This is a genomic window from Nostoc sp. 106C, from assembly GCF_002154725.1.
Lineage (GTDB): Bacteria > Cyanobacteriota > Cyanobacteriia > Cyanobacteriales > Nostocaceae > Aulosira.
On the sequence record NZ_MTAW01000056.1, the window covers coordinates 1 to 20807 of the forward strand.

At 41.6% G+C, this 20807-nt stretch carries 15 protein-coding genes; 10 read left to right on the forward strand and 5 right to left on the reverse strand.

Annotation, left to right across the window (positions count from 1 at the left end; genetic code table 11):
* Positions 1-508, reverse strand: a 508-nt coding sequence (locus tag BV375_RS05030) for a hypothetical protein (RefSeq protein ID WP_208099057.1), incomplete at its 3' end; no start/stop codon positions are given.
* An 810-nt stretch (positions 509-1318) separates the two neighbouring features.
* Here BV375_RS05030 and BV375_RS05035 point away from each other — a divergent pair.
* The 6 genes from BV375_RS05035 (at position 1319) to BV375_RS05060 (ending at position 10896) form a co-directional block, all read left to right on the forward strand.
* A complete protein-coding gene (locus tag BV375_RS05035; protein WP_086757942.1) occupies positions 1319-1900 on the forward strand; it encodes a hypothetical protein in 582 nt (193 codons plus the stop codon).
* Positions 1901-2112: 212 nt separating this feature from the next.
* Positions 2113-3120: a zinc-dependent alcohol dehydrogenase family protein gene (locus tag BV375_RS05040; protein WP_086757944.1), complete on the forward strand. Its 1008-nt coding sequence runs from the start codon at positions 2113-2115 to the stop codon at positions 3118-3120.
* A 266-nt stretch (positions 3121-3386) separates the two neighbouring features.
* Positions 3387-5384 (forward strand): pentapeptide repeat-containing protein, encoded by a 1998-nt coding sequence (locus tag BV375_RS05045; protein WP_243713848.1) that lies wholly within the window; start codon positions 3387-3389, stop codon positions 5382-5384.
* 263 nt (positions 5385-5647) lie between these two features.
* The gene (locus tag BV375_RS05050) at positions 5648-6409 is read left to right on the forward strand and encodes a peptidylprolyl isomerase (RefSeq protein WP_086757948.1); all 762 of its coding nucleotides are present in this window, start codon (positions 5648-5650) and stop codon (positions 6407-6409) included.
* Positions 6410-6417: 8 nt separating this feature from the next.
* Positions 6418-8940, forward strand: coding sequence for a type I secretion system permease/ATPase (locus BV375_RS05055; protein WP_086757950.1), 2523 nt, complete (start codon positions 6418-6420; stop codon positions 8938-8940).
* A gap of 333 nt (positions 8941-9273) precedes the next feature.
* Positions 9274-10896 carry a ParB/Srx family N-terminal domain-containing protein gene (locus tag BV375_RS05060; RefSeq protein WP_086757952.1) on the forward strand — a complete coding sequence of 541 codons (1623 nt, stop codon included), beginning with the start codon at positions 9274-9276 and terminating at the stop codon, positions 10894-10896.
* A 339-nt stretch (positions 10897-11235) separates the two neighbouring features.
* On the opposite strand, the gene BV375_RS05065 is transcribed toward BV375_RS05060, so the two are convergent.
* The gene (locus BV375_RS05065) at positions 11236-12444 is read right to left on the reverse strand and encodes an HlyD family efflux transporter periplasmic adaptor subunit (RefSeq protein ID WP_086757954.1); all 1209 of its coding nucleotides are present in this window, start codon (positions 12442-12444) and stop codon (positions 11236-11238) included.
* A 363-nt stretch (positions 12445-12807) separates the two neighbouring features.
* Here BV375_RS05065 and BV375_RS05070 point away from each other — a divergent pair, with 363 nt between their 5' ends.
* Positions 12808-13662: an SDR family NAD(P)-dependent oxidoreductase gene (locus tag BV375_RS05070; RefSeq protein WP_086757956.1), complete on the forward strand. Its 855-nt coding sequence runs from the start codon at positions 12808-12810 to the stop codon at positions 13660-13662.
* A 6-nt stretch (positions 13663-13668) separates the two neighbouring features.
* Here the strand turns inward: BV375_RS05070 and ilvN are convergent, their stop codons facing one another.
* The gene (gene ilvN, locus BV375_RS05075) at positions 13669-14190 is read right to left on the reverse strand and encodes an acetolactate synthase small subunit (protein WP_086757958.1); all 522 of its coding nucleotides are present in this window, start codon (positions 14188-14190) and stop codon (positions 13669-13671) included.
* Positions 14191-14471: 281 nt separating this feature from the next.
* On the opposite strand from ilvN, the gene BV375_RS05080 reads away from it, so the two are divergent.
* Complete coding sequence (locus tag BV375_RS05080) at positions 14472-14858, forward strand: BON domain-containing protein (protein WP_086757960.1); 387 nt, start codon at positions 14472-14474, stop codon at positions 14856-14858.
* A gap of 17 nt (positions 14859-14875) precedes the next feature.
* Here the strand turns inward: BV375_RS05080 and BV375_RS05085 are convergent, their stop codons facing one another.
* On the reverse strand, positions 14876-15835 hold the full coding sequence (locus BV375_RS05085) for an alpha/beta fold hydrolase (RefSeq protein ID WP_086757962.1): 960 nt from the start codon (positions 15833-15835) through the stop codon (positions 14876-14878).
* Positions 15836-16463: 628 nt separating this feature from the next.
* Between BV375_RS05085 and infC the strand changes: the two genes are divergently transcribed.
* Both infC and BV375_RS05095 read left to right on the forward strand, forming a co-directional pair.
* Positions 16464-16997: a translation initiation factor IF-3 gene (infC, locus tag BV375_RS05090; protein ID WP_086687969.1), complete on the forward strand. Its 534-nt coding sequence runs from the start codon at positions 16464-16466 to the stop codon at positions 16995-16997.
* A 443-nt stretch (positions 16998-17440) separates the two neighbouring features.
* Positions 17441-20452: an Npt1/Npt2 family nucleotide transporter gene (locus BV375_RS05095; protein ID WP_086757964.1), complete on the forward strand. Its 3012-nt coding sequence runs from the start codon at positions 17441-17443 to the stop codon at positions 20450-20452.
* A 130-nt stretch (positions 20453-20582) separates the two neighbouring features.
* Here the strand turns inward: BV375_RS05095 and BV375_RS36545 are convergent.
* The coding region (locus BV375_RS36545; protein ID WP_166507373.1) for a hypothetical protein at positions 20583-20807 on the reverse strand (225 nt) is incomplete at its 5' end.

Genomic DNA, 20807 nt, shown 5'->3' on the forward strand with positions numbered 1-20807 from the left:
CAGTAGTACCACCTGTGCTGCTACCTGTGCCTGTAGTGCCTGTGCTGCTACCTGTGCCTGTAGTGCCTGTGCTGCTACCTGTGCCTGTAGTGCCTGTGCTACTACCTGTGCCTAGACCAGTAGTACCACCTGTGCTGCTACCTGTACCCGTAGTGCCTGTGCTGCTACCTGTGCCTAAACCAGTAGTACCACCTGTGCTGCTACCTGTACCCGTAGTGCCTGTGCTGCTACCTGTGCCTAAACCAGTAGTACCACCTGTGCTGCTACCTGTACCCGTAGTGCCTGTGCTGCTACCTGTACCTAGACCAGTAGTACCACCTGTGCTGCTACCTGTACCCGTAGTACCTGTAGTACCACTAGTACCACCTGTGCTGCCTGTACTACTACCTGAAGAACTACCGCCAGAAGAACCAGTTTGGGCAGAAACGGACATAGATAAAGGTACAGCAGTAAAACTCAGAGCAAAGATACCAGCCAAAACAAATTTAGATAAATTCAAAGGTCTCATGATTATTATCCTTAAATGGTCTAGATTTCTGTGGTTGTGGTTGAGGATTGTCAATAACGCCGTTGGCAACTCAATCTGCTACTAAATTCAGTATTTTTAGGCACTACAGATTAAAGACCCTAAGGTCTGAAAACCTTGGAATAAATGAGATTAAGAAAAAGCCTAGGCAGTTTTCAGCGATATTTAGGCAAGATGAAGATTCACGCTAGATTCATAATTATCTCGATCTTCTGAAAAATTTCTGCTTTGAGTATGAGCTTGGTAATGGACTAATGGAATCAGCATTATAGGATCGCTATTTCTGCACCCTCGTAAAAACCCCCACGACGGTTTGCTATACGTCGAGGTAACTTTGACTAAGAATAACTTTTGCTATTTTCCTCAACGTCTACCATAGGATCAAAATCACTTCTATCAAAAGTATTAGGCTGCTATCCCTACCAATTTATCTTTCCAGTTGACATAATTTTGCTTTGGTATCTTGAATATTTATGAGTAATAGCAGTACAGTTGTTCATATCAAATCAAGATCAATCAATTTCAGTTAATGACTTTGGTCAGAAACAGCTTAAATCAAGGCTTGATTAGTTTAGATTGTTTTCCCTATTAGCAATCATAAATTGAATTTCTAAAGATAGCTAAATTTATCGCCATAGAAAATTATACTTTCCTGACAACAATTACTTAATATTACATCTAATGGTGGATATAATTTTAATAAAAACTTGCTTCATTACTTTCGATTCTGATAGCTAAAATCTCTGACTTAAGACACTCATATTTAATATTTCAAAATTTTAAAATACTAGTATGACGATAGTTACCAGAAATAACCTGCCTCAACCACTAATATCTCCTGAGAAATTAGCTCATCAGCGTCTTGCAGCAGAAAGAATGCAAGATGTTAATCTTTTACTACAAAATTTAGCTAATAGTGAAGAAGCAACTATTAAGCTAATTATTGATTGTCTATATGATGTTGGTTCCGTAAACTTAATTAACCGCAGGCTGCGATCGCGTCCTTTAAACCGGACAGTGAAACAAATTGCTAAAATGTCTAAGCCTGTTTTTAGAGTTATTGCATGGCATTGGTTTAAAAAAAATTGTCCTCAGTTAATTGCTAAGTGGCTGGAAACAAAGGTTGCTTTTGAAGACCCCACAGATCTACCTCAAAAAGTCGCTGTGGAAATTTCAGAAGTCAAACCCTATTCCCAGCTAGAAGTAGATAACATGAGCCGAGAAATTAAATATTTGCGTCAGCAAGTTAGATGGCTAGTTGGGGTTTCCATAGCTGCGCTTTCGGCTTTAGGTGTTACAGTCACTGCACTCAACCGCAGTCCAGATGCACCATTACAAAGTACACAGCAAATTCAATCGAACCTTCATCCTTAGTGTTACTGAGATACTAATAGAACGTAAGGACATTTTACCTTTGCTCAAATAAGCGATATCTGGCAATGAGGTGCGAGGGGTCTACGCTATTTCTCCTCTATCACTTTTGGTTTAGAATTTGAAGCGCTTTAGAAAAGCGATCGCTCCCTACTCCCTATTAAGCTAAAGTTGCAAATGAGCGTGGATTTAGCTTGAGCCAGGAGAAAAGAGTTATGAAAGCAGTCTTAATGACAGCAGCAGGTAGCCCTGAGGTGCTACAACTACAAGAAATCACAAACCCTGGTGTTCCTGTAGGAGATACTGAACTTTTAGTACGCTTGGTAGCAGCTGGTATAAATCCCATTGATACAAAACTTCGCCAACGCGGTACTTTCTACCCCGAACAGATGCCTGCTATTCTCGGATGTGATGGTGCAGGTGTGGTTGAAGCCGTAGGTGCTGGCGTACAGCGCTTTCGACCAGGCGATGCGGTATATTTTTGCTATGGTGGCTTAGGCGCACATCAAGGTAATTATGCTGAATATACTGTTGTTGATGAGCGCTTTGTTGCGCGTAAACCCGCTAGCGTATCCTTTGCTGAAGCCGCAGCCGCACCTTTAGTACTAATCACTGCTTGGGAAGCTTTATACGAACGAGGACGACTGGAACCCAGAGAAAATGTTTTAATTCATGCTGGTGCTGGTGGAGTCGGCCATGTAGCCATTCAGCTAGCAAAACTCAAAGGTGCTAATGTTGCTACTACAGTTGGTTCGGAAGATAAGGCTAACTTTGTTAAACAACTAGGTGCTGATGAGGTAATTTTTTATAAACAAACAGACTTTGTCAAAGCCGCCTTAGATTGGACTGGTGGTGAAGGCGTAGATTTGGCCTTTGATACCGTAGGTGGAGAAACCTTTCACAAAACCTTCCCAGCCGTGCGGGTATATGGCGATATTGTGACGATTCTCGAACCAAGTGCTAACACTGTTTGGAAAGTTGCTAGAAACCGCAATCTTCGCATTGGTTTGGAATTAATGTTAACACCGATGTTGCAAGGAATAGTAGAGGGACTTCAGCACCATGCTGAAATTCTTGAACAGTGTGCCACTTGGATCGAGCAAGGTAAGTTAAAAATCCATGTCAGCCATAAATTCCCTTTAGAAGAAGCAGCTAAAGCACATCAATTACTTGAAACTGGTTCTATCACAGGTAAAATTGTTCTGCTGATTAGCAATGAATAGTTAAAAACAATTTGAGTAAATTATTTTTGAAACGCAAAGTATCGTCAAGGGAATCGCAAAGGAACGCAGAGAAATTACTCTGTGTACCTCTGCGTTTAACCTCTGCGATCCTCTGCGTTTTATTAATTCTTCTTTTCTTCCTCCCCCTACCAGCTTTGGCGGTACAAACATCAATAGAACGGACAGCTTTAACTCTAGAACTCTTACAAGAACGAGTACGTACACCAATACTCCGCGAAGGCAATTTAACAATAGATTTGCGGCAGATGGTAATTGATTTACGTCCTGAAAATGCTAGCTTTCGCGATGCTTTTTACCAATTGCTGCGTAAAGAATTACAAAAAACTGGCGCAAAACCTTTAGGCTTAGACCTAAGTTATTCTTTAGTTCAAGGGGATTTTATGGGTAGCGATTTGGGTTTAAGAACTCCCCTCTACGGACAAGAAATTGCCCCTATTTTTACCCCAATTGAACAAGAACAATTAGAAAATTTGCGCCTTGTTTGTTTGCGAGCGCTTGCACTCACTTTACCCACCTCTAAAGACTGTCGCTCGCTTTTAGGAACGCAATCAGCAGCATCTAGCGAAATTACGGTGTTTCGAGGTTCTTTGGCACTAGTACAAACTCGTTTTAATGGCGAAGTGTCGTTCCCCAATATCTTCTTTCTTCAATCTGTAGATGCTCAAGGCGCAACTTTTATTCAACCAACTAACTGGAATGAAACTAGATTCAGCCGTGCTGTCAGCTTTACTGGTGCTACTTTCCGACATCTGAGCAATTTCCAGGGAAGTATTTTTTTCAACAAAGCTAGTTTTAAGCAAGCCCAATTTCAAGAAACTGCTGATTTTCAACACAGCATATTTGAAGATACTGCCAACTTCAACCAAGTAAATTTTAAGCAGTTAGCTAAATTTAATAGTGTGCAATGGCTGAGTAGCGCTGATTTTTCGGATGTGCATTTTTTCAGTCAAGCACAGTTTACTAAAGCTAATTTTGAACAGTTCCTCTTGTTGACAGAAGCGACTTTCGACCAAGCTGTAATTTTCCGAGAAACGCAGTTCGCTCAAGCCGTAAGTTTACAAGGTGCTAGCATTCTTAATCTTGCAGATTTCAGCGATGCGAAGTTTGCGAAGGAAGCTTTTTTAGCTGTATCTGGCCTCAGTTTTAACTCTAATCAAGCAAAAATTTTAGGTAATTCTGGTGAGATTGGCAAGAGATTTTGCGTTCCTACCCTACAAGGAAATCAAAACGTCTTGCGTAATCTAGGGCAGAATTTTCGTCAGCAACAGCAAATAGCAGATGCTAATTCCCTAGAGTACACAAAACAGCGATTGCGACTGACAGAATTAGGCCATCGGTTGATATCTACAAATATCAATACTGCTCCTCTAGCCAATTTAAAAAGATTAGGTTTTTCTATAAATCAGGCGGAAGCGATCGCCCAGCGTCGTCAAATCAAACCATTTCGCAACAATAGCGAATTACTAACTTTAGCAGACATTGATTTAGAAACATACAGCCTATTGCGCGATCGCATCATTGTCAGCGAACCTCTTTCTTTAGGTGGCTGGTTACTCCAAGCTTGGAGTTGGTTGGCTTTAAGCGTGCTACTGCTACTGAGTGGCTATGGTACAAGTATTTGGCTAGTATTTGGTGTTGGTGGAGTTGCGATCGCTTTTTTTGGCTTGCTATTTTGGTTAAGCGATCGCTATCGTCGTCTGCGTCCCGTGCCAATTATTCCCACATACTACGAAACTATTTCTATATTAGTTAGTTTTAGCTGTTTAGAATTTTTTAGCTTATTAGCCATCTTTCGGAGTGCGGAACAACCTTGGTTCACATTAGGATGCCTTTTAATTATTATCGTCCCCGTACCGATAATTTTATTGATGCGACTTTATCAACAAGGTCGCTATCACGATTTATTGGACGTTTCCTACTTCACTGAAGACGGTACTCTACGCCAGTTACGATTGCTAATTGGACGCCTACCAGTCATCCCCAGAAATCCCACATTTCGCGAACGATATATGCCTCTGTTGTGGACTCGTCGCTGGAACTGGCTCAACTACTACGACTTTAGCCTGAATAACCTAGTAAGATTAGGATTTAACGATATTCGGATGCGAGATGAGCATCTACCCAGCATTATCGCTACACTGGGCTGGTATGAGTGGAGCTTGGGTTTACTTTACATTACTTTAGTTTTATGGACGCTCTCCCGTACTATTCCGGGATTGAATTTGCTGATCTACCTCAAGTAACACGATTGTCGATGTGGGATGTTACAATCAGTTTTATACCATAAACCTCTTGCAAAAGTCGAGTTTAAGGAAAGCAAAAACACAGAAGCATATAGATAAATTATCTCTATGTAGCTGTGGTTGTTAGTTCTTTTAAACTAAATTTTTCCAAGAAGTTTAATATTTAAATTTTATATTTTAAATTTCGCACAGTATGACTAGTAATGCTGGCAAATTACTCTATTTAACTTACTGGATTTTAAGTGTTAAATAAACGATGAATTATGGAGTCTAGCCTACTGTTGACAGCTGACGAGCAGCCCATTTCAATTGAACAAGCATTAAGATATCTGGATTCTGCTGGGAAACTTGAGCCTGTTATCTGGGAAATCATCCGCCAGCACGTTATAGAAAAAGAACTACAGACAGTAGAAGATTTAGACATAAGCTCAGAACTGCTCGATCAAGTAATATTAGATTTTCGTTTAGAAAATGAACTTACTAACTACGAAAGTTTCCAAGAATGGCTAAATAATCAGGATTTAGATTACGCTACATTCCGCAGAGAAATCGCAGCTAAACTTAGACTAGAAAAATTGAAAGTTAAAGTTACTGAACCAAATATTCAAGAGTATTTTATTGAACGCAAAATATTTCTGGATCGAGTAGTGCTGTCGCGCTTAGTTGTGGAAGAACAAACACTTGCAGAAGAATTGAAAAGCCAAATTTTGGAAGATGGCGTTAGATTTGAGCAGCTAGTTCAAGAATATTCTGTTGAAGATGACCGGATTTTTAATGGCATGATGGGAGCAGTCAGTCGAGGTACAATGCCTGATGCGCTCAGAGCCGCTGTTGATTTAGCTAATCCTGGTGAATTAATTGGGCCAGTGGAAATTAATGGTCTTTGGTATTTAATTCGGGTGGAGAAATTTCTCGAAGCTTCGTTAGAAGAACAATTAAAGGAAGAACTAGAAGAAGAACTTTTTGAGCAATGGTTAGAAGAGAAAATTCAAAATATTAAAGTCAATATTCAAGTGAAGTTCTAAGGTTAATCATGAACTTGCAAGTTAACTTGAAATGGGAAAGCTTACCACTGTGTTTGCTAACTCCTGAGCAACAAATTTACTTAAGAAATCAAGCAGAAATTCGTCAATATAAGACAGGAGAAGTAATTTGGTCTACTGATAAGCCAGGTAAACAATTTTTACTGATTTCAGGAAATGTGCGACTAAGAGAGGATGGTAAAGCTAAGTCATTAGCAACTTTAACAGCAGGTGATTGGTTCGGGGATTTACTAGAGCTTTCTGGAGAATTTAAAGCTGTAGCATCTAGTAAAGATGTAGAGGTAGCGAGCTGGAATACAAGTCTTTGGCAGGAATTATCATCAGTAGAAATAAATCGATTTTGGATAGCTTTGCGATCGCGCTATCAGCCTCAAGACTCTAATTTACCCCAACCAGTATCGGGTTATCCATTTGTTTTAAGTCCTAAAACTGCTGCTGCTTGCTTAACAATGGCGGCACATTATCTACAAAATCCAATTCAACTAGAGCTGGTACAGCGTCAACTCAGGGGAGAACACCCTAACGATGTCATGGAAGCTGGCGAAAAGCTGGGACTGCAACTGCGACAGCTACAAGTTACCAGCAAAGACTTGCGCCAGCTGTCCTTCCCTGCTTTACTGCGCTGGCAAAATCAGGATTGGATTGTTGTGTATGGTGTTCGCGGTAATCGCGTAATTATTGCCAATCCTACCAATCTCAGTCAAACCTGCGAAAGTATTCCCCAAGCATTGCTTGCAGAACATTGGGATAGGCAACTTTGGCTAGTAGAACAAATTCAAAAGCAAGATAAATTTAACCTGACATGGTTTTTGCCAGCAATTTGGCAACACCGTAAATTACTAGCAGAAGTACTATTAATTTCTTTTGCCTTGCAATTATTAGGTTTAGCAACACCGATTATTACTCAGTTCATTATTGACAGAGTAATGGTATACCAAAACCATAGCGCTTTGCATGTCATGGCGATCGCTCTTCTTGGTGTTGCTATTCTAGAAGCAATTTTAGGCATTTTACGGCTATTCATATTTAGCCATACTGCCAACCGCCTCGATCTAAGTTTATCGGCGCAGTTATTTCGGCAACTGATGCGCCTACCCTTGAATTATTTTGAGTCGCGCCGCGTAGGAGATACTGTTGCTAGAGCACAAGAACTCGAAAATATTCGACAATTTCTCACTGGTACAGCCTTGACTGTCATCCTCGACAGTATTTTTTCAGTGGTTTATTTAGCGCTGATGTTTTCTTATAGTTTTACCCTTACTTGGGTTGCTTTGGCTGTAATTCCCCTATTTGCCCTTTTAACTTTGGTAGCAACACCAATACTGCGCCATTGGCTGAATGAAACTTTTAATCGTGGTGCCGATAGCCAATCTTTTTTAGTAGAAACAGTCACAGGAATTCATGCAGTAAAAGCTCATGCTGCGGAACGCACATCGCGCAGACGATGGGAAGGTTTATTTGCTCGCTACATCCGCACTAGTTTTAAAGCTGCCACTACTTCTAATATTGGCAGTAATATCGGCGATTTTCTCACGAATTTTTCTTACTTAATTATTCTCTGGTTTGGAGCCGGGTTGGTCATGGAGCAAAAGCTCACTATTGGGGCATTAGTGGCTTTTCAAATGCTGGCGTCTAGAGTTACAGATCCGCTGCTGCGGCTAGTACAACTCTGGCAGGAATTTCAACAAGTCTTGCTATCTGTAGATAGACTTGGAGATATTCTCAATGTTGCACCCGAAGCCGAACCGGGATCTGGTTTAGTGTTACCACCGCTGCGTGGTCAAGTCAGCTTTGAGCAAGTGTTATTTCGCTACCAACCAGATCAAAAAGAAGCCGTTCTTAAAGGTATTAACTTCACTGTTCAACCAGGAATGTTTGTTGGAATTGTCGGACGCAGTGGCTCTGGTAAAAGTACCCTTTCTAAGCTGTTACAACGACTTTATCAACCAGAATCAGGCAGTATTATTATTGATGATTTTGATATTAAAACTGCTGACATTGGCTCTTTGCGGCAACAAATTAGTGTAGTCCTGCAAGAAGATTTTCTCTTCAACGGAAGCATTTCTGAAAATATCACCTTAGGTAATCCAGATATTGCAACAGAGCAAGTTATAACAGCCGCACGATTAGCAGTAGCCCACGATTTTATTTGTGAATTGCCTCAAGGATATGAAACCAACATAGGAGAGCGAGGAATCGCTTTATCTGGAGGACAAAGACAACGTATTGCTTTAGCGCGTTTATTTCTGTCTCAAGCTCCGATTTTAATTTTGGACGAAGCTACAAGTGGTTTAGACAGCGAGACAGAGCAAAAAGTACTTCACAACTTACAAGAAGTTTCAGGCGATCGCACCGTTTTTATGATTGCCCACCGTTTTGCACCTTTGAAACAAGCTGACTTGATTTTGGTGTTAGAAAAAGGTGTGATTGTGGAAAAAGGTAATCACGAAGAATTGGTGCAAAAACGAGGTGTTTACTGGGCTTTATATCAACGACAGCTTGCTAGTGTATAAAATATAAAAAATTGTAAATATTAAATTAGTTATCTTAGTCCATTAGAAGCAACTAGAAGTTGAAATCGCTGAATTTTATAGTTGAAATAGCAATTTTTATATGTAGAGAGGTAAAGTTAAAATTTAAAACAAGGACTTATACAAGAATCCGATTTAATTGATGCCAGAGAAAATTTCCTAAACCTCAAGCTCAATTGTAGATATAGGTATGCCATACCCACATACTAATAGTAAGCTCACAAAACAAACAGGATTGCTATATTACTTAATTTCTACTGTTTAGTCACCATTTAGAAGCTAACACCAGCAAAACTGAAATTAGACTGGATAACTATGCTTGATATTAAAGACAGCACTAAGAAATCTAGCGGCGCAATTGTTTCAGAAAGTCCTCTTTCTTCAGCATCCCGTCGTCTAGCAAATCCCCTTTCTTCAGTACGTCCCCATGCTTCAGCTCCTGCTGTCAGCTTGCGTCAAGGTGATACTCTGTGGGAAGTTGCTGAGAAAAAACTTGGTAGTGGCGATCGCTGGGGTGAACTCCGCAAAGCTGATGGTAGCCGATTTACTTCCCAAGAAGCTAAACGTCTTCCAATAGGGACGCGAGTTTATCTTCCTGAGGCTAAACCTGGTGTAGTAAGCTCTAAGCCAGTTGCTAAAAGTATAACGTCGCGTAATAACTTCAATGCTGCCACTCCCTCAAAAGGGAAAGCCTGGACTAGCATTTCACCTTCACTAGTTTCTCAAACATCTAAAGTATCTTCACAGTTGCTTACTCCTGAAGATGTCAGGCGAGATAAGTACTTAAATCCTTCCAATCCCCCAAACAAAAGTAGTCAATCGAAAAATTCATCCCCAACCTCAAATAGTCAGCTAAACCTAATCAGCGGTGCTGCTAAAGGAATTTATCTAGGAAGAAATATCCCAGCCAACAGATTGTCGTCAAAAACCCTACCTACCGAAGCTAGCCGTGCTGCCAAACCACTTGTTTTAAGCGTTACTGATGAGAATGGCAAGCGTCTAATCAAGCCAGTCCCTTTAAGAAGGGTACGCTTTAGCCAGGGAGACATATCTCCACAGTTGAGAGACAAAACACCATACAAGCAAGTGGTGGAAGGCATGAAAAAGCATGGCTGGGACTATACTAAAGAGCCACCCGATATGGTGAAATTCGAGGGGAAAAAACTTACTATCGGAAAAATAAAAATTCCTATAAGCAGAGGGCATTATACGAGCCTTGATAATCGGCGAATTAGAGCTGCTAAAGACGCTGGTATCAAGAAAATTCCTGCAAGAGTTCACCATGAAAGTGACTCGATCCGGCATGATGTTCCTTCAAAACCCGGTTCCGCAGGTAAGGATGTTGCAAGTCGATTTAAACTCAAAAAAACAACGTTTACCGATCCAAAAACTGCAAAAGCTCATAAGGTTGGTAATAAACCAAGTAATTGGGGTGAAGCTGCAAAATTTCGTGCAGCAGATCAAAGAGCAAGAGGTTATCAAGATTTTCCTCTAACGGGAAAAAAGAGCTTACCAATCTTTAAACCTGAATTACCAGAAACACGCACACAAACAAGCCGATTACCAAGGGCAGTTGGAGCTACCAAATCTGTAGCAGAATCGGGAGCCACCAGAGCTGTACTTCGAGGAGCTAGTAAAATAGCCGCACCAGTTGCTGTGGGATTAGATGTATGGCAGCTGAAAAATGCTTATCAGAAAGATGGATTTGGCAAAGAATTCCGCAAAACAGCAGGTAGTGTTGCTGGTGGATGGGGAGGTGCAGCGGCGGGTGCTGCTATTGGTTCAGCGATTTTTCCTGGCGTTGGGACTGTTGTTGGCGGTGTTGTTGGTGGCATCGCCGGTAGTGCATGGGGTGATGATATAGAACAAGGAGCAGAGACGGTAGGGAAAAATATAGCGGGAGGAGCGAAGAAAGTATGGAATAAACTTTTTGGGTAGCTTAATCTACCTTGTTTAAATGCCACTTCTTTTAAGATACAAGGGTGTGTTATGGACGTTAGCTCTAACACACCGCAAATCCTATAGCAGTCCTGTTTCATTCGTGAAAAAACAAAGTATATTTGTACATCCTTCTTTCCTGTTGCTTGTTCCTTGCCTCAATGAGTAATTTCACAACTCCTACATGGATTGCTATAGTAGGTTGGGTTGAGGAACAAAACCCAACATTGATCGGGGTGTTGGGTCGAAGCATGAGATCTAACCTACTGGACTGACACAGCAAAATTTCTGCATTAGATTTATGGTTAAGAGGGCGCTAAAGCGCAACTACAAACATTATTACTTTTTAGAAAATACCTCATCAAATTTGCGCGTAATCGGGTCAAGCAATAAGCTCAAAATTGTCTTCTGGCGCATCACAATATCAGCCTCCGCAGTCATTCCAGGAGTTAATTGCTTATCTTGACCCCGCGCCCTGACTGAAAACTTATCTAGTTTAATTCTGGTGGGAAAAACTGGCTTATTTAAATTCTTATCCTTAACCACTGGATAAGGGCTTACATAAATCACTTTGCCATCAATTACACCAAATTCTTGATAATTAAAAGCATCTATTTTAATCTTTGCATTCATACCTTCTTCAACAAATCCCCGATATTGGTTAGGCAGATCGAGTTCTAGCAAAGGTTCCTTTCCTGGTGGCAAAATTGACAATAATTCCTCACCAGATTGCACGATCGCCTGACCTTGGTTAACTTTGACGTTATAAACTCTGCCGGAAATTGGCGCTGTAATAATTTGATTTTTCCGCTGCGCTTTAGCTTGATCTAGTTGCCTTTCAATAGACTGTAGTTCTTGACGACGCTGGCTAAGTACAGAAAGAGCACCAGTTTGATAATTTTGCTTGAGTTGCTGGATAATTTGCTGTTGAGCAGCAATACTTTTTCCTAAGTCTTTGACTTTGTCTTGAGCGTGTTCGTAATCTTGTCGCGGAATGGCTCCTACGAGTCTGCGCAACCTATTTACGTCCCGTTGAGCAGCTTTGAGATTATCTCGCAGACGCAAAAGCTCAATTTCTGCTTCTTTAATCTTTGCCTTCTGACTTACATCTGCTGCTTTGCTAGTACTCTCGATTTCTTGCTTAATCAATAAGGCTTGCTTGTTGAGACTTTCAATATCAACTACAGAAGATTCAAAGTCAAGTGCTACTAAAATGTCGCCTTTTTGTACAAGCTGACCTTCTTTGACATTATTTGGATTCACAAATTTAATTTTGCCACTACTAGGCGATCGCACTGCCTCCACTTCCTGCTCGCCAGGAATCAACTTACCAGGAGCTACAGCTACTTCATCTACTTTACTCAATCCTGCCCAGGCGATCGCACCAAATACTGCCATACTTAAAACGACCCCTACCAATCTTGTATAAAGCGGTGGTAGTTCTTGTACCGCCTTACCTAGTTCATAAGATAAGTAAGCATCTGGGTTCGCAAATTGCTCTTTAGTCTGCCGAGATTGAGCTGGAGAAGAATCTGAAAGCAGCTTCATATATCTATTTACATGAGCAGTCTACATATTTTTTACTATAGACCACAGGCATATTTCAGCTTGTTCCAAGTCAGATCATTCGTCTACAGGTCGTTGCACGAACTAGAAGCCCTACCTATTCCAAGTAAATTTAATGTTAATTATCGAATAATGGTGTTAATACAAGAAAAAATCAGTTAAAGGCAAGAAATCCTACCTTTAACCGAAATCAAAGCATTTTGTAACCAAATACCAACTTCAATATCACACATGGTTTTGACGTACATATTACAAAATCATGACAACGGTGCGGCCGTAGCAAAGCTGTCATTTGTACCAAGCAACTAATTTTATAGTTAAGAGGTCGTGGCGTAGAGAAGACGAATGGTTGCCGAAACTCCAGGTACAGTCCTAATTACAGGCGCATCAACAGGAATTGGTGAGGCCTGTGCTTTGCTTTTAGATCAGTTAGGATTTTCAGTCTTTGCTGGCGTGCGTCAAGAAGTTCATGCTCAAAAACTCAAAGAAAAAGCCTCAGCAAGACTCACCCCGATTTTCTTAGATGTTACGGATGCTGATGCGATCGCATTTGCAGTTGAGACAGTCACAAATGCAACTAACGGTAAGCTGGCGGGCTTAGTCAATAATGCTGGTATTGCCATCCCCGGCCCGTTAGAATTGCTACCAATTGCCGAATTTCAGCACCAGATACAAGTTAATCTCACCGGACAACTCGCAGTTACCCAAGCATTCTTAGGATTATTGCGCCAGGGTCGAGGTCGAATTGTCAATATGGGTTCGATTGCTGGTAGAAGTGCTGCTCCGTTTTTGGGTGCTTACAATGCTTCAAAATTTGCCCTAGAAGCCCTCACCGATGTGATGCGTTTGGAGTTACGGCCTTGGGGAATCTCAGTTTCAATTATTGAACCTGGTACAATTTCTACACCAATTTGGGACAAATCTTTAACTCAAGCCGACATAGACAAGGAGAATCTTTCTGAATCTGCCCAAAATCTTTACGGTTACGCGATGAATGCAGTACGTAAACAAGTAGGAATTATGGCGTCCAAGGGAATTTCTGCGGATATTGTTGCTCAGGCTGTTGTCCATGCACTCACCGCTAAACATCCCAAGACAAGGTATCTAGTAGGACAAGACGCCAAAATTGCTGCAATGCTCAAGCATCTTTTACCCGATAAACTGTATGACCGTGTAGTTTTGTACTCAATGGGTTTGTAAATGTTGCTAACTAACCTTTGCTTCCAAAGATTTTAGCAACTCGGTATTCACACCTGATTCACGTGTCAGCGCAATTTTGCCAGTTCGGGCTATTTCCCTCAAACCAAATTTTTGTAGCACCTGAACAATTGCCACCAGCTTACCAGGATCGCCTACTACTTCCAGCGTGAGAGAATCTTCTGCTACATCTACCACTCGCGCCCGGAAAATCTGAGATAGTTCGATAACCTCTGAGCGGTTGCTGCTAGTAGCATTAACTTTGAGGAGCATCAATTCTCGCTCAACACAGGGAGTTTCGGTAATGTCCTGCACCTTGAGGACATTAACTAATTTGTATAGTTGCTTGGTGAGCTGTTCGATCACGCGATCGTCACCAGGTACAACCATCGTAATCCGGGATATTCCTCCTTGCTCAGCTGGCCCAACAGCAAGGCTTTCTATATTAAAACCGCGACGAGCAAATAAACTAGAAATGCGGGACAGAACCCCCGCCTCATCTTCCACCAGAACTGAAAGGGTATGTTTCATCTTTCTTTGCAAACACAGGCTCAGGCGGTATTTTACTAACAAAAATATTAGCTAATGACTGCCCTACACGTACTGCCTACTAAATTAATAAGTAAATCTGATCTTCAATTTTAAACTCAAGGCTGCACTCATTACACTCTTAGATAGAAGTTAAACTTCTACACAAATCATCCTGCAAGTAGAAACCCGTGATAATAGATATCTTTTTACTGGCAGATGTAGATAATCTGTAAAAATTTTATCCTCAGATTGTACGAACCTTTTATAGGAGAAAAAATTTTATGGGTTGGCTAAAAAGGCTATTTGGATTAGAAAAACCGCAAAACGCAGAAGTAAACCCTACTCCCCAAGCAGTGCCACAAGGTTCTAATGCTACCTTTGCACCTGACACAACTGCCCCTTCTGCTGCAACCCAATCTATTCCCCCAGAACGTTTAGGCTTGAATGGAGAATACGATCAAAGTGGTTTGGCAAAACGCGTAGCACTGGCATTTGACCAAGATGCCCAACTTGACGATGTTGATACCCTCTGGGTTGCTCAAACTGGTGGTACTGTAGTTCTTAAAGGTAAAGTTCCCAGTCAGGATATTCTCAATAGAATGGTTTCTGTGGCACGTTCAGTTAATGGTGCTACAGGTGTTGAGACTAACCAAGTTACTATTGGCTAAGCATTAGTACAAAATTACTAACTTTTTTCAACCTGCGAAGTAACAAGCTGTTCGCTGTCGTCAAAGCATCGATTAATCCAATCCAAAATAGCCTGGTTAACTTGTTCTGGACTTTCATCATGGGGACAATGCCCTACATCTTCTAAGTTAAGCAGTTGCAATTTCTCATTGTACTGAGCAAATTGTTTCGCTAGTACCGGAGGAATAAATCGGTCTTTCTGTCCCCAAATCAAAAGCATCGGAATTGTTAAAGTTGGCAATACTGTCTTAACACTAGGACTAAAGTTCACGCCCATAGCCGCTTTAAACAGGGCACTAAAAGCACGGGCAGAACCTCGATCTTGAGGAGGCCCAGCTAAAATCTCTATCAGTTCATCGGTAATCGCCCCTGGGTTAGCATAGGCAAGATTAGCCCAGCGGCGTAATATACTTGGTTGGCGCACTACATGAAACACAGGTTTTAGTACAACTGGGGAAGCGACTATCTTTTTAATTGTCGTGATGATTGGCATTAGAATTGGTCGCAGTAAAGCTGGGATCGCTTCTTGTTCTAAAGAAGGATCGGGCAAACTCATCATCACTATACCTAGTACCATCTCAGGATGGGCGGCAGCAGCAGCTAAGGAAATGAGTGAACCATTGGAATTGCCCACTAATACCACTGGTTGCCTAATAAAGGCTTTCCAAAACTCGTAAACCTGCTCCACCCATAATTCTATGCTGTAGTTAACCGAGGCTTTTTCGGAAGCGCCAAAGCCCAACATATCAAGCGCATAGACTGTATGGTGTTCTGCCAATACTTCTAAATTATGTCGCCAATGACCAATAGAAGCACCAAACCCATGTAGCAAAATCAAGGGTATGGTGTTTTGTTGAGCTTGAGTAGAGCGGATATAAGTATAGCGGGTTTGCCAACCTCGCCAAATCCAATCTCTTTGATTCCCAACTCGCTGTTGCCAGTGTACCCCTGTGGTCACATTTTCCTCCTATTCCTAAATAGCGGAATCCTCTTAATTCCAATCTTAAGAGCTTGATTACAACTATGTTGGATGGCTTGTAATATTCCTGACTTCTGAACAGAAGTTGGGGATCTAACTACAATTAATCTTGTCAGCAGTTTGGCTCAACAATACTACAGGAGAATTTAGGGATCGTAATTCAGAAGTAAAACAGGCTTGATGCCTAGTTTTGAGACTAACGATCTAGAGTTCCCCAAAATGCAATCCGCTGTCAATGGAATTGTAAATATTCGTATAAAATATTACAATTTATTGGTAAAAAACTATTTTATCTGTAATCTTGCTATTCTGGAAACATACTTGTAGAACAAAAAGTCAATCAATTGTTAATGACTTGATACAATACTTAACGTTGCTCTATGTTGTGTAATTTAGATTAACTATTTTAGAGAAATTCTCTCACAATGAGTAGAATGACAAATACTAACTAACTTACAACTACCTTATGGATTAGCTAAGCTAGAACTGTAAGGCTCATTTTTTAAGCCCTCAGCTATTTTGCTACTTTTCCCTGAGGCATATCAATCAAAAACTCAGCCAATCAAGACCAAGCCAAATTCTTAATAAAGAGCTCCCACGAATCATAATGCCTGTGATTGAGAAAAAAAGAACTCGCGATCTGCCCCAAATCAACGAACGTATTCGCTTCCCGAAAATTCGGGTTATTGACACTGATGGGGCCCAATTGGGAATTATGCCCCCCCAAGAAGCGCTACAACTAGCTGAAGAAAAAGAGTTGGATCTAGTGCTGCTCAGTGACAAAGCTGACCCGCCAGTTTGTCGAATTATGGACTATGGGAAATATAAGTTTGAGCAAGAGAAGAAGGCGCGGGAAGCCCGGAAAAAGCAGCACACGGCTGATGTCAAAGAAGTAAAGATGCGCTACAAAATAGAAGAACACGACTACAACGTGCGTGTCAAGCAAGCAGAGCGCTTTCTCAAAGACGGGGATAAAGTCAAAGCCACAGTGATGTTCCGGGGTCGAGAGATTCAACACAGTGACTTAGCAGAAGATTTGCTCAAGCGAATGGCAACTGATTTGGAGCCATTTGGCGAGGTGCAGCAAGCACCGAAAAAAGAAGGAAGAAATATGATGATGCTGATCTCTCCCAAAAAGTAATCTTCCAACTGTTCTACGCAAGAAGTATAAACCACAACTAAAGATTTACAACCGATACAGAAATCGGTAAAATTTCTCTAAAAATGATAGTCCTGAGCGCTGGGTGGGAAAAATAATACTCAGTTGTTCAGGACTTTTGCCATTTTCGGTAAAGGCTGTTAAAACTTCCCTTTATTGAGGAGACACAAACAGTAAAAGCCCTGCGCGTCCGGGTTTCCCTACGCGATACGCTAGTCCGTGGAAAGAATTAATCTCCCCGCATCTGGCTCAACTTTTCAAGATAGCAGTGTAAATTTTGTTACTGCTTAGTTGCTTTGGCCTAGCTTTCAATCCTCGCTCTTAGACCAGCAGCTTTGAAGCTGCAAAATATACTCCTCCTATTAGTACTCATTATCGAAATTACTTGCCCTTTGCACGGTAAAGATACCAGAAAGAAAAACTGAATGGAACTGAAAAATAACTGGTTGGCTGCAAATAGAGGCACTCTGGCACGGCTGCTACAGTGGTTAAATCTCCGACCTGAGGAGAGCGAACGGACGTGGATGATGTTTGCCTTTTATACAACTGTATCTGTAGGGTTACGGTGGGCAGAAGACAGTACAGTAGCGCTGTTTTTAGACGAATATGGGGCCGATCCACTGCCTTTAATGTATATCGCCAGTGCAGCCATCGGTTTTGGGCTAGTTGTTTTATATTCTTGGCTGCAAAAGATTTTTCCTTTGCGCTGGGTAATTGTAGCGATCGCACCTTGCATGGTGATGCCATTAGTTTTATTAGTGTTCTTACATTGGGGAATACATATTTCCTACTTGACGGTTGTTCTTGTATTTTTGATGCGGCTATGGGTAGACGCACTTTATGTAGTCAATGACCTCAACACTTCCATCGTCGCTAATCAACTATTTAATATTCGCGAGATTAAGCGCACCTATCCACTGGTGAGTAGCGGATTATTGGTAGCAGATGTGATCAGCGGCTTTAGTTTGCCCTGGCTGCTAGCATTCGCCAAGCTGAATAAGGTAATTGTTATCGCTTGCGTAGTGATTATTTTAGGAACAGCAATTCTCTTCTATCTAAGTCATCACTATCGAAAAGCATTTCCCGACGCGCCACAACGACTAAATTCCCCAGAACAAGCGTCCCGACACCACCGCATCGAAGAACCACTCAGCCGTTATAAGTGGCAGCTATTTGCCTTTGTTGGTCTTTTACAAGTGATTGGATTATTAATAGATTTCCAATATCTGCGTGAATTAAAGTCCAATTTCAATGACCGAGACCTCGCTAGTTTCTTAGGACTATTTGGTGGCATGGTGGGGCTGTGTGAGTTAATGACTCAGTGGTTTATCTCCAGCCGCTTGATCGAACGTGTGGGAGTGTTTTTTGCGGCAGCGTTACTACCAATCACTGTAGGCTGTATAGTTCCATCAGGGATTGCCATATTTAATTTATTTCCTGGAATGCAATTGCCCAGCTTTTTTTGGGGGTTAATAATTCTCAAATTCTGCGATGAACTTTTGCGTTACACCTTTATCATGAGTAGCGGACCAGCACTCTACCAACCAATCCCCGAAAGAATTCGTAGCCGGATGCAGATATTATCGGGAGGAACGGCAGAAGCGATCGCTACAGGTTTGGCTGGAGTGGTGATTTTTATTACTTTATTAATTTGCGGGAGGTTTGTCTCTGAAGGACTACAAAAGTGGGTATTTATTGCAGAAACAGTAGTAGTAGCTGGTATCTGTTTAAAAGTAGTTTTAATGCTGCGATCGCGCTATGTTGACTTATTAGTTTTGAGTGCAGATCGAGGTGAATTAAGCGCCGCAAACGTGGGTCTGCGAGCTTTCCAGCAAGGAGTAGTCAAGGCTTTAGCAGAAAAGGGCAGTTTAGCGGATAAACGCTCTTGTATTGAACTTTTAGCCCAAATAGATCTCCAAGGTGCGGTGGAAATTTTAGCACCTTTGCTAGTGAAGTTACCTCCAGATTTGCAATGCCAAAGCTTGGAAGTCATGCTGATGGCTGAGGCCAATCCAATTTATTTGCCAAATGTCCGCCCTTTGTTGGAACAACCCCAAGGTACAATAACTCCAGAAGTGTTTGCTCTTGCCTTGCGCTACGTATGGCTGGCTGAACCACATCCTAATTTAAGTTTATTAGAAGAGTATCTCCACCCAAGGCAACACTCACTCATCCGCGCCACCGCCGCCGCCTTACTTCTGCGTCAGGGAACGCCAATGCAAAAGGTAGCAGCTACCAAAGCCATGCGCCGGATGCTGACTCATAAGCAAGAACGGGAACGGGTCAATGGAGTCAAAGCTTTGAGAGAAGCCGTTTATTTACAAGCTTTGCGGATTCACATCCCGAATTTATTGCAAGATGAGTCCTTACGGGTGCGCTGTGCTGTATTAGAAATGATTGCATCCACCCGTTTGGAGGAATACTATTCAGCATTGCTGGCAGCATTGTATTATAAGTCCACCCGCAGCACAGCAATGCGTGCCTTAGTGCAACTAGAAAATGAAGCTCTAGAAATGCTGTTGCGGCTAGCTACCAATATTTATAAACCGGAAGTGGTACGAATGTATGCTTGGCGTACCATTGGTCAAATAGGTACTTTGGAAGCTGTAGATTGTTTATGGCAAAACTTGGAACAATCTTGGGGTTCTACCAGATATCATATCCTCCGCAGCCTATTAAAAATACACAAACAACCAGAAATTAGAAGCTTAGAAGATCAATTTTATGAAGGTAGGGTAGAAACTTTAATTAAGCAGGAATTAAAGTTTTTAGGAGAGATTTATGCAGCTCATATAGACTTTACACTACAGCAGAATCTCGGAAATCAGCAATCAATAGTAGTTTTTGATTTACTCCAACGCGCACTTCTAGAGTTAGAAATAGATGTTAAAGAAAGATTGTTGCTACTACTGAAGTTGCTTTATTCTCCAGAAAATATGCAAGCAGCTGCCTTTAATCTGCGGTCTGAGTCAGGAACTAACTTAGCGCGAGGTTTAGAAATTTTAGACCATACCGTAAATCTGTCTTGCAAATCTTTATTGTTGAATATTTTAGATCGGCGATCGCACGAAGAAAAACTCTATCTGCTTACAGCAGCAGGGTTAGGAGAATATCAACAGTTTTCAGTCAGCGAGAGGCTACGTAGATTGTTGATGCTATCTAACTTCCTGTCTGACTGGTGCTTAGCCTGCTGTTTTCATTTTGCACAAGTTAGCCACATTCGATTAACAACTCCGGAGATTATGATTTCTCTGCGCCATCCCACGGGTTTTGTTAGAGAAGCAGCGATCGCGTATCTTAGTGTGGTGTCACGCCGTGTTATTTTAGAACTCCTTCCTCAACTACAAAAAGATAAACATCCCCTTGTGGCGGCTCAAGTTAAAAAGTTGATGGCAAAATATCAAGTCCAAAATTACAGAGTAGAGCAGGAAGTCTAAGTTGAAAATTAGGTATGGGGCATGGGGAATTGATTATTTGTCTCCCTCATCTTTGCATTTCTTAGCCCCCAACAAAGTAAAACCCAACAAATTCTTGGTATTGTTGGGTTTCGTTATATCATTTTGGATTTTAGATTTTGCGGAAAGTTGAGCCAGTGCGTTGGAGAGCCAGTGCGTTGCGGTGAATCCAGCCCTGAAGGCGGGTTTCACGCGGTGAACCCGGAGGGAGGTTCCCTCCGTTGTAGCAACTGGCGTTGCGTGGTGAGGCAATGCGGTCTTGGGGGTTTCCCCCATGAGCAATTGCCGAAAGGGTTCCCCGACTTGAGCAAACTTTCCAAGACGGATTGTGAAACAT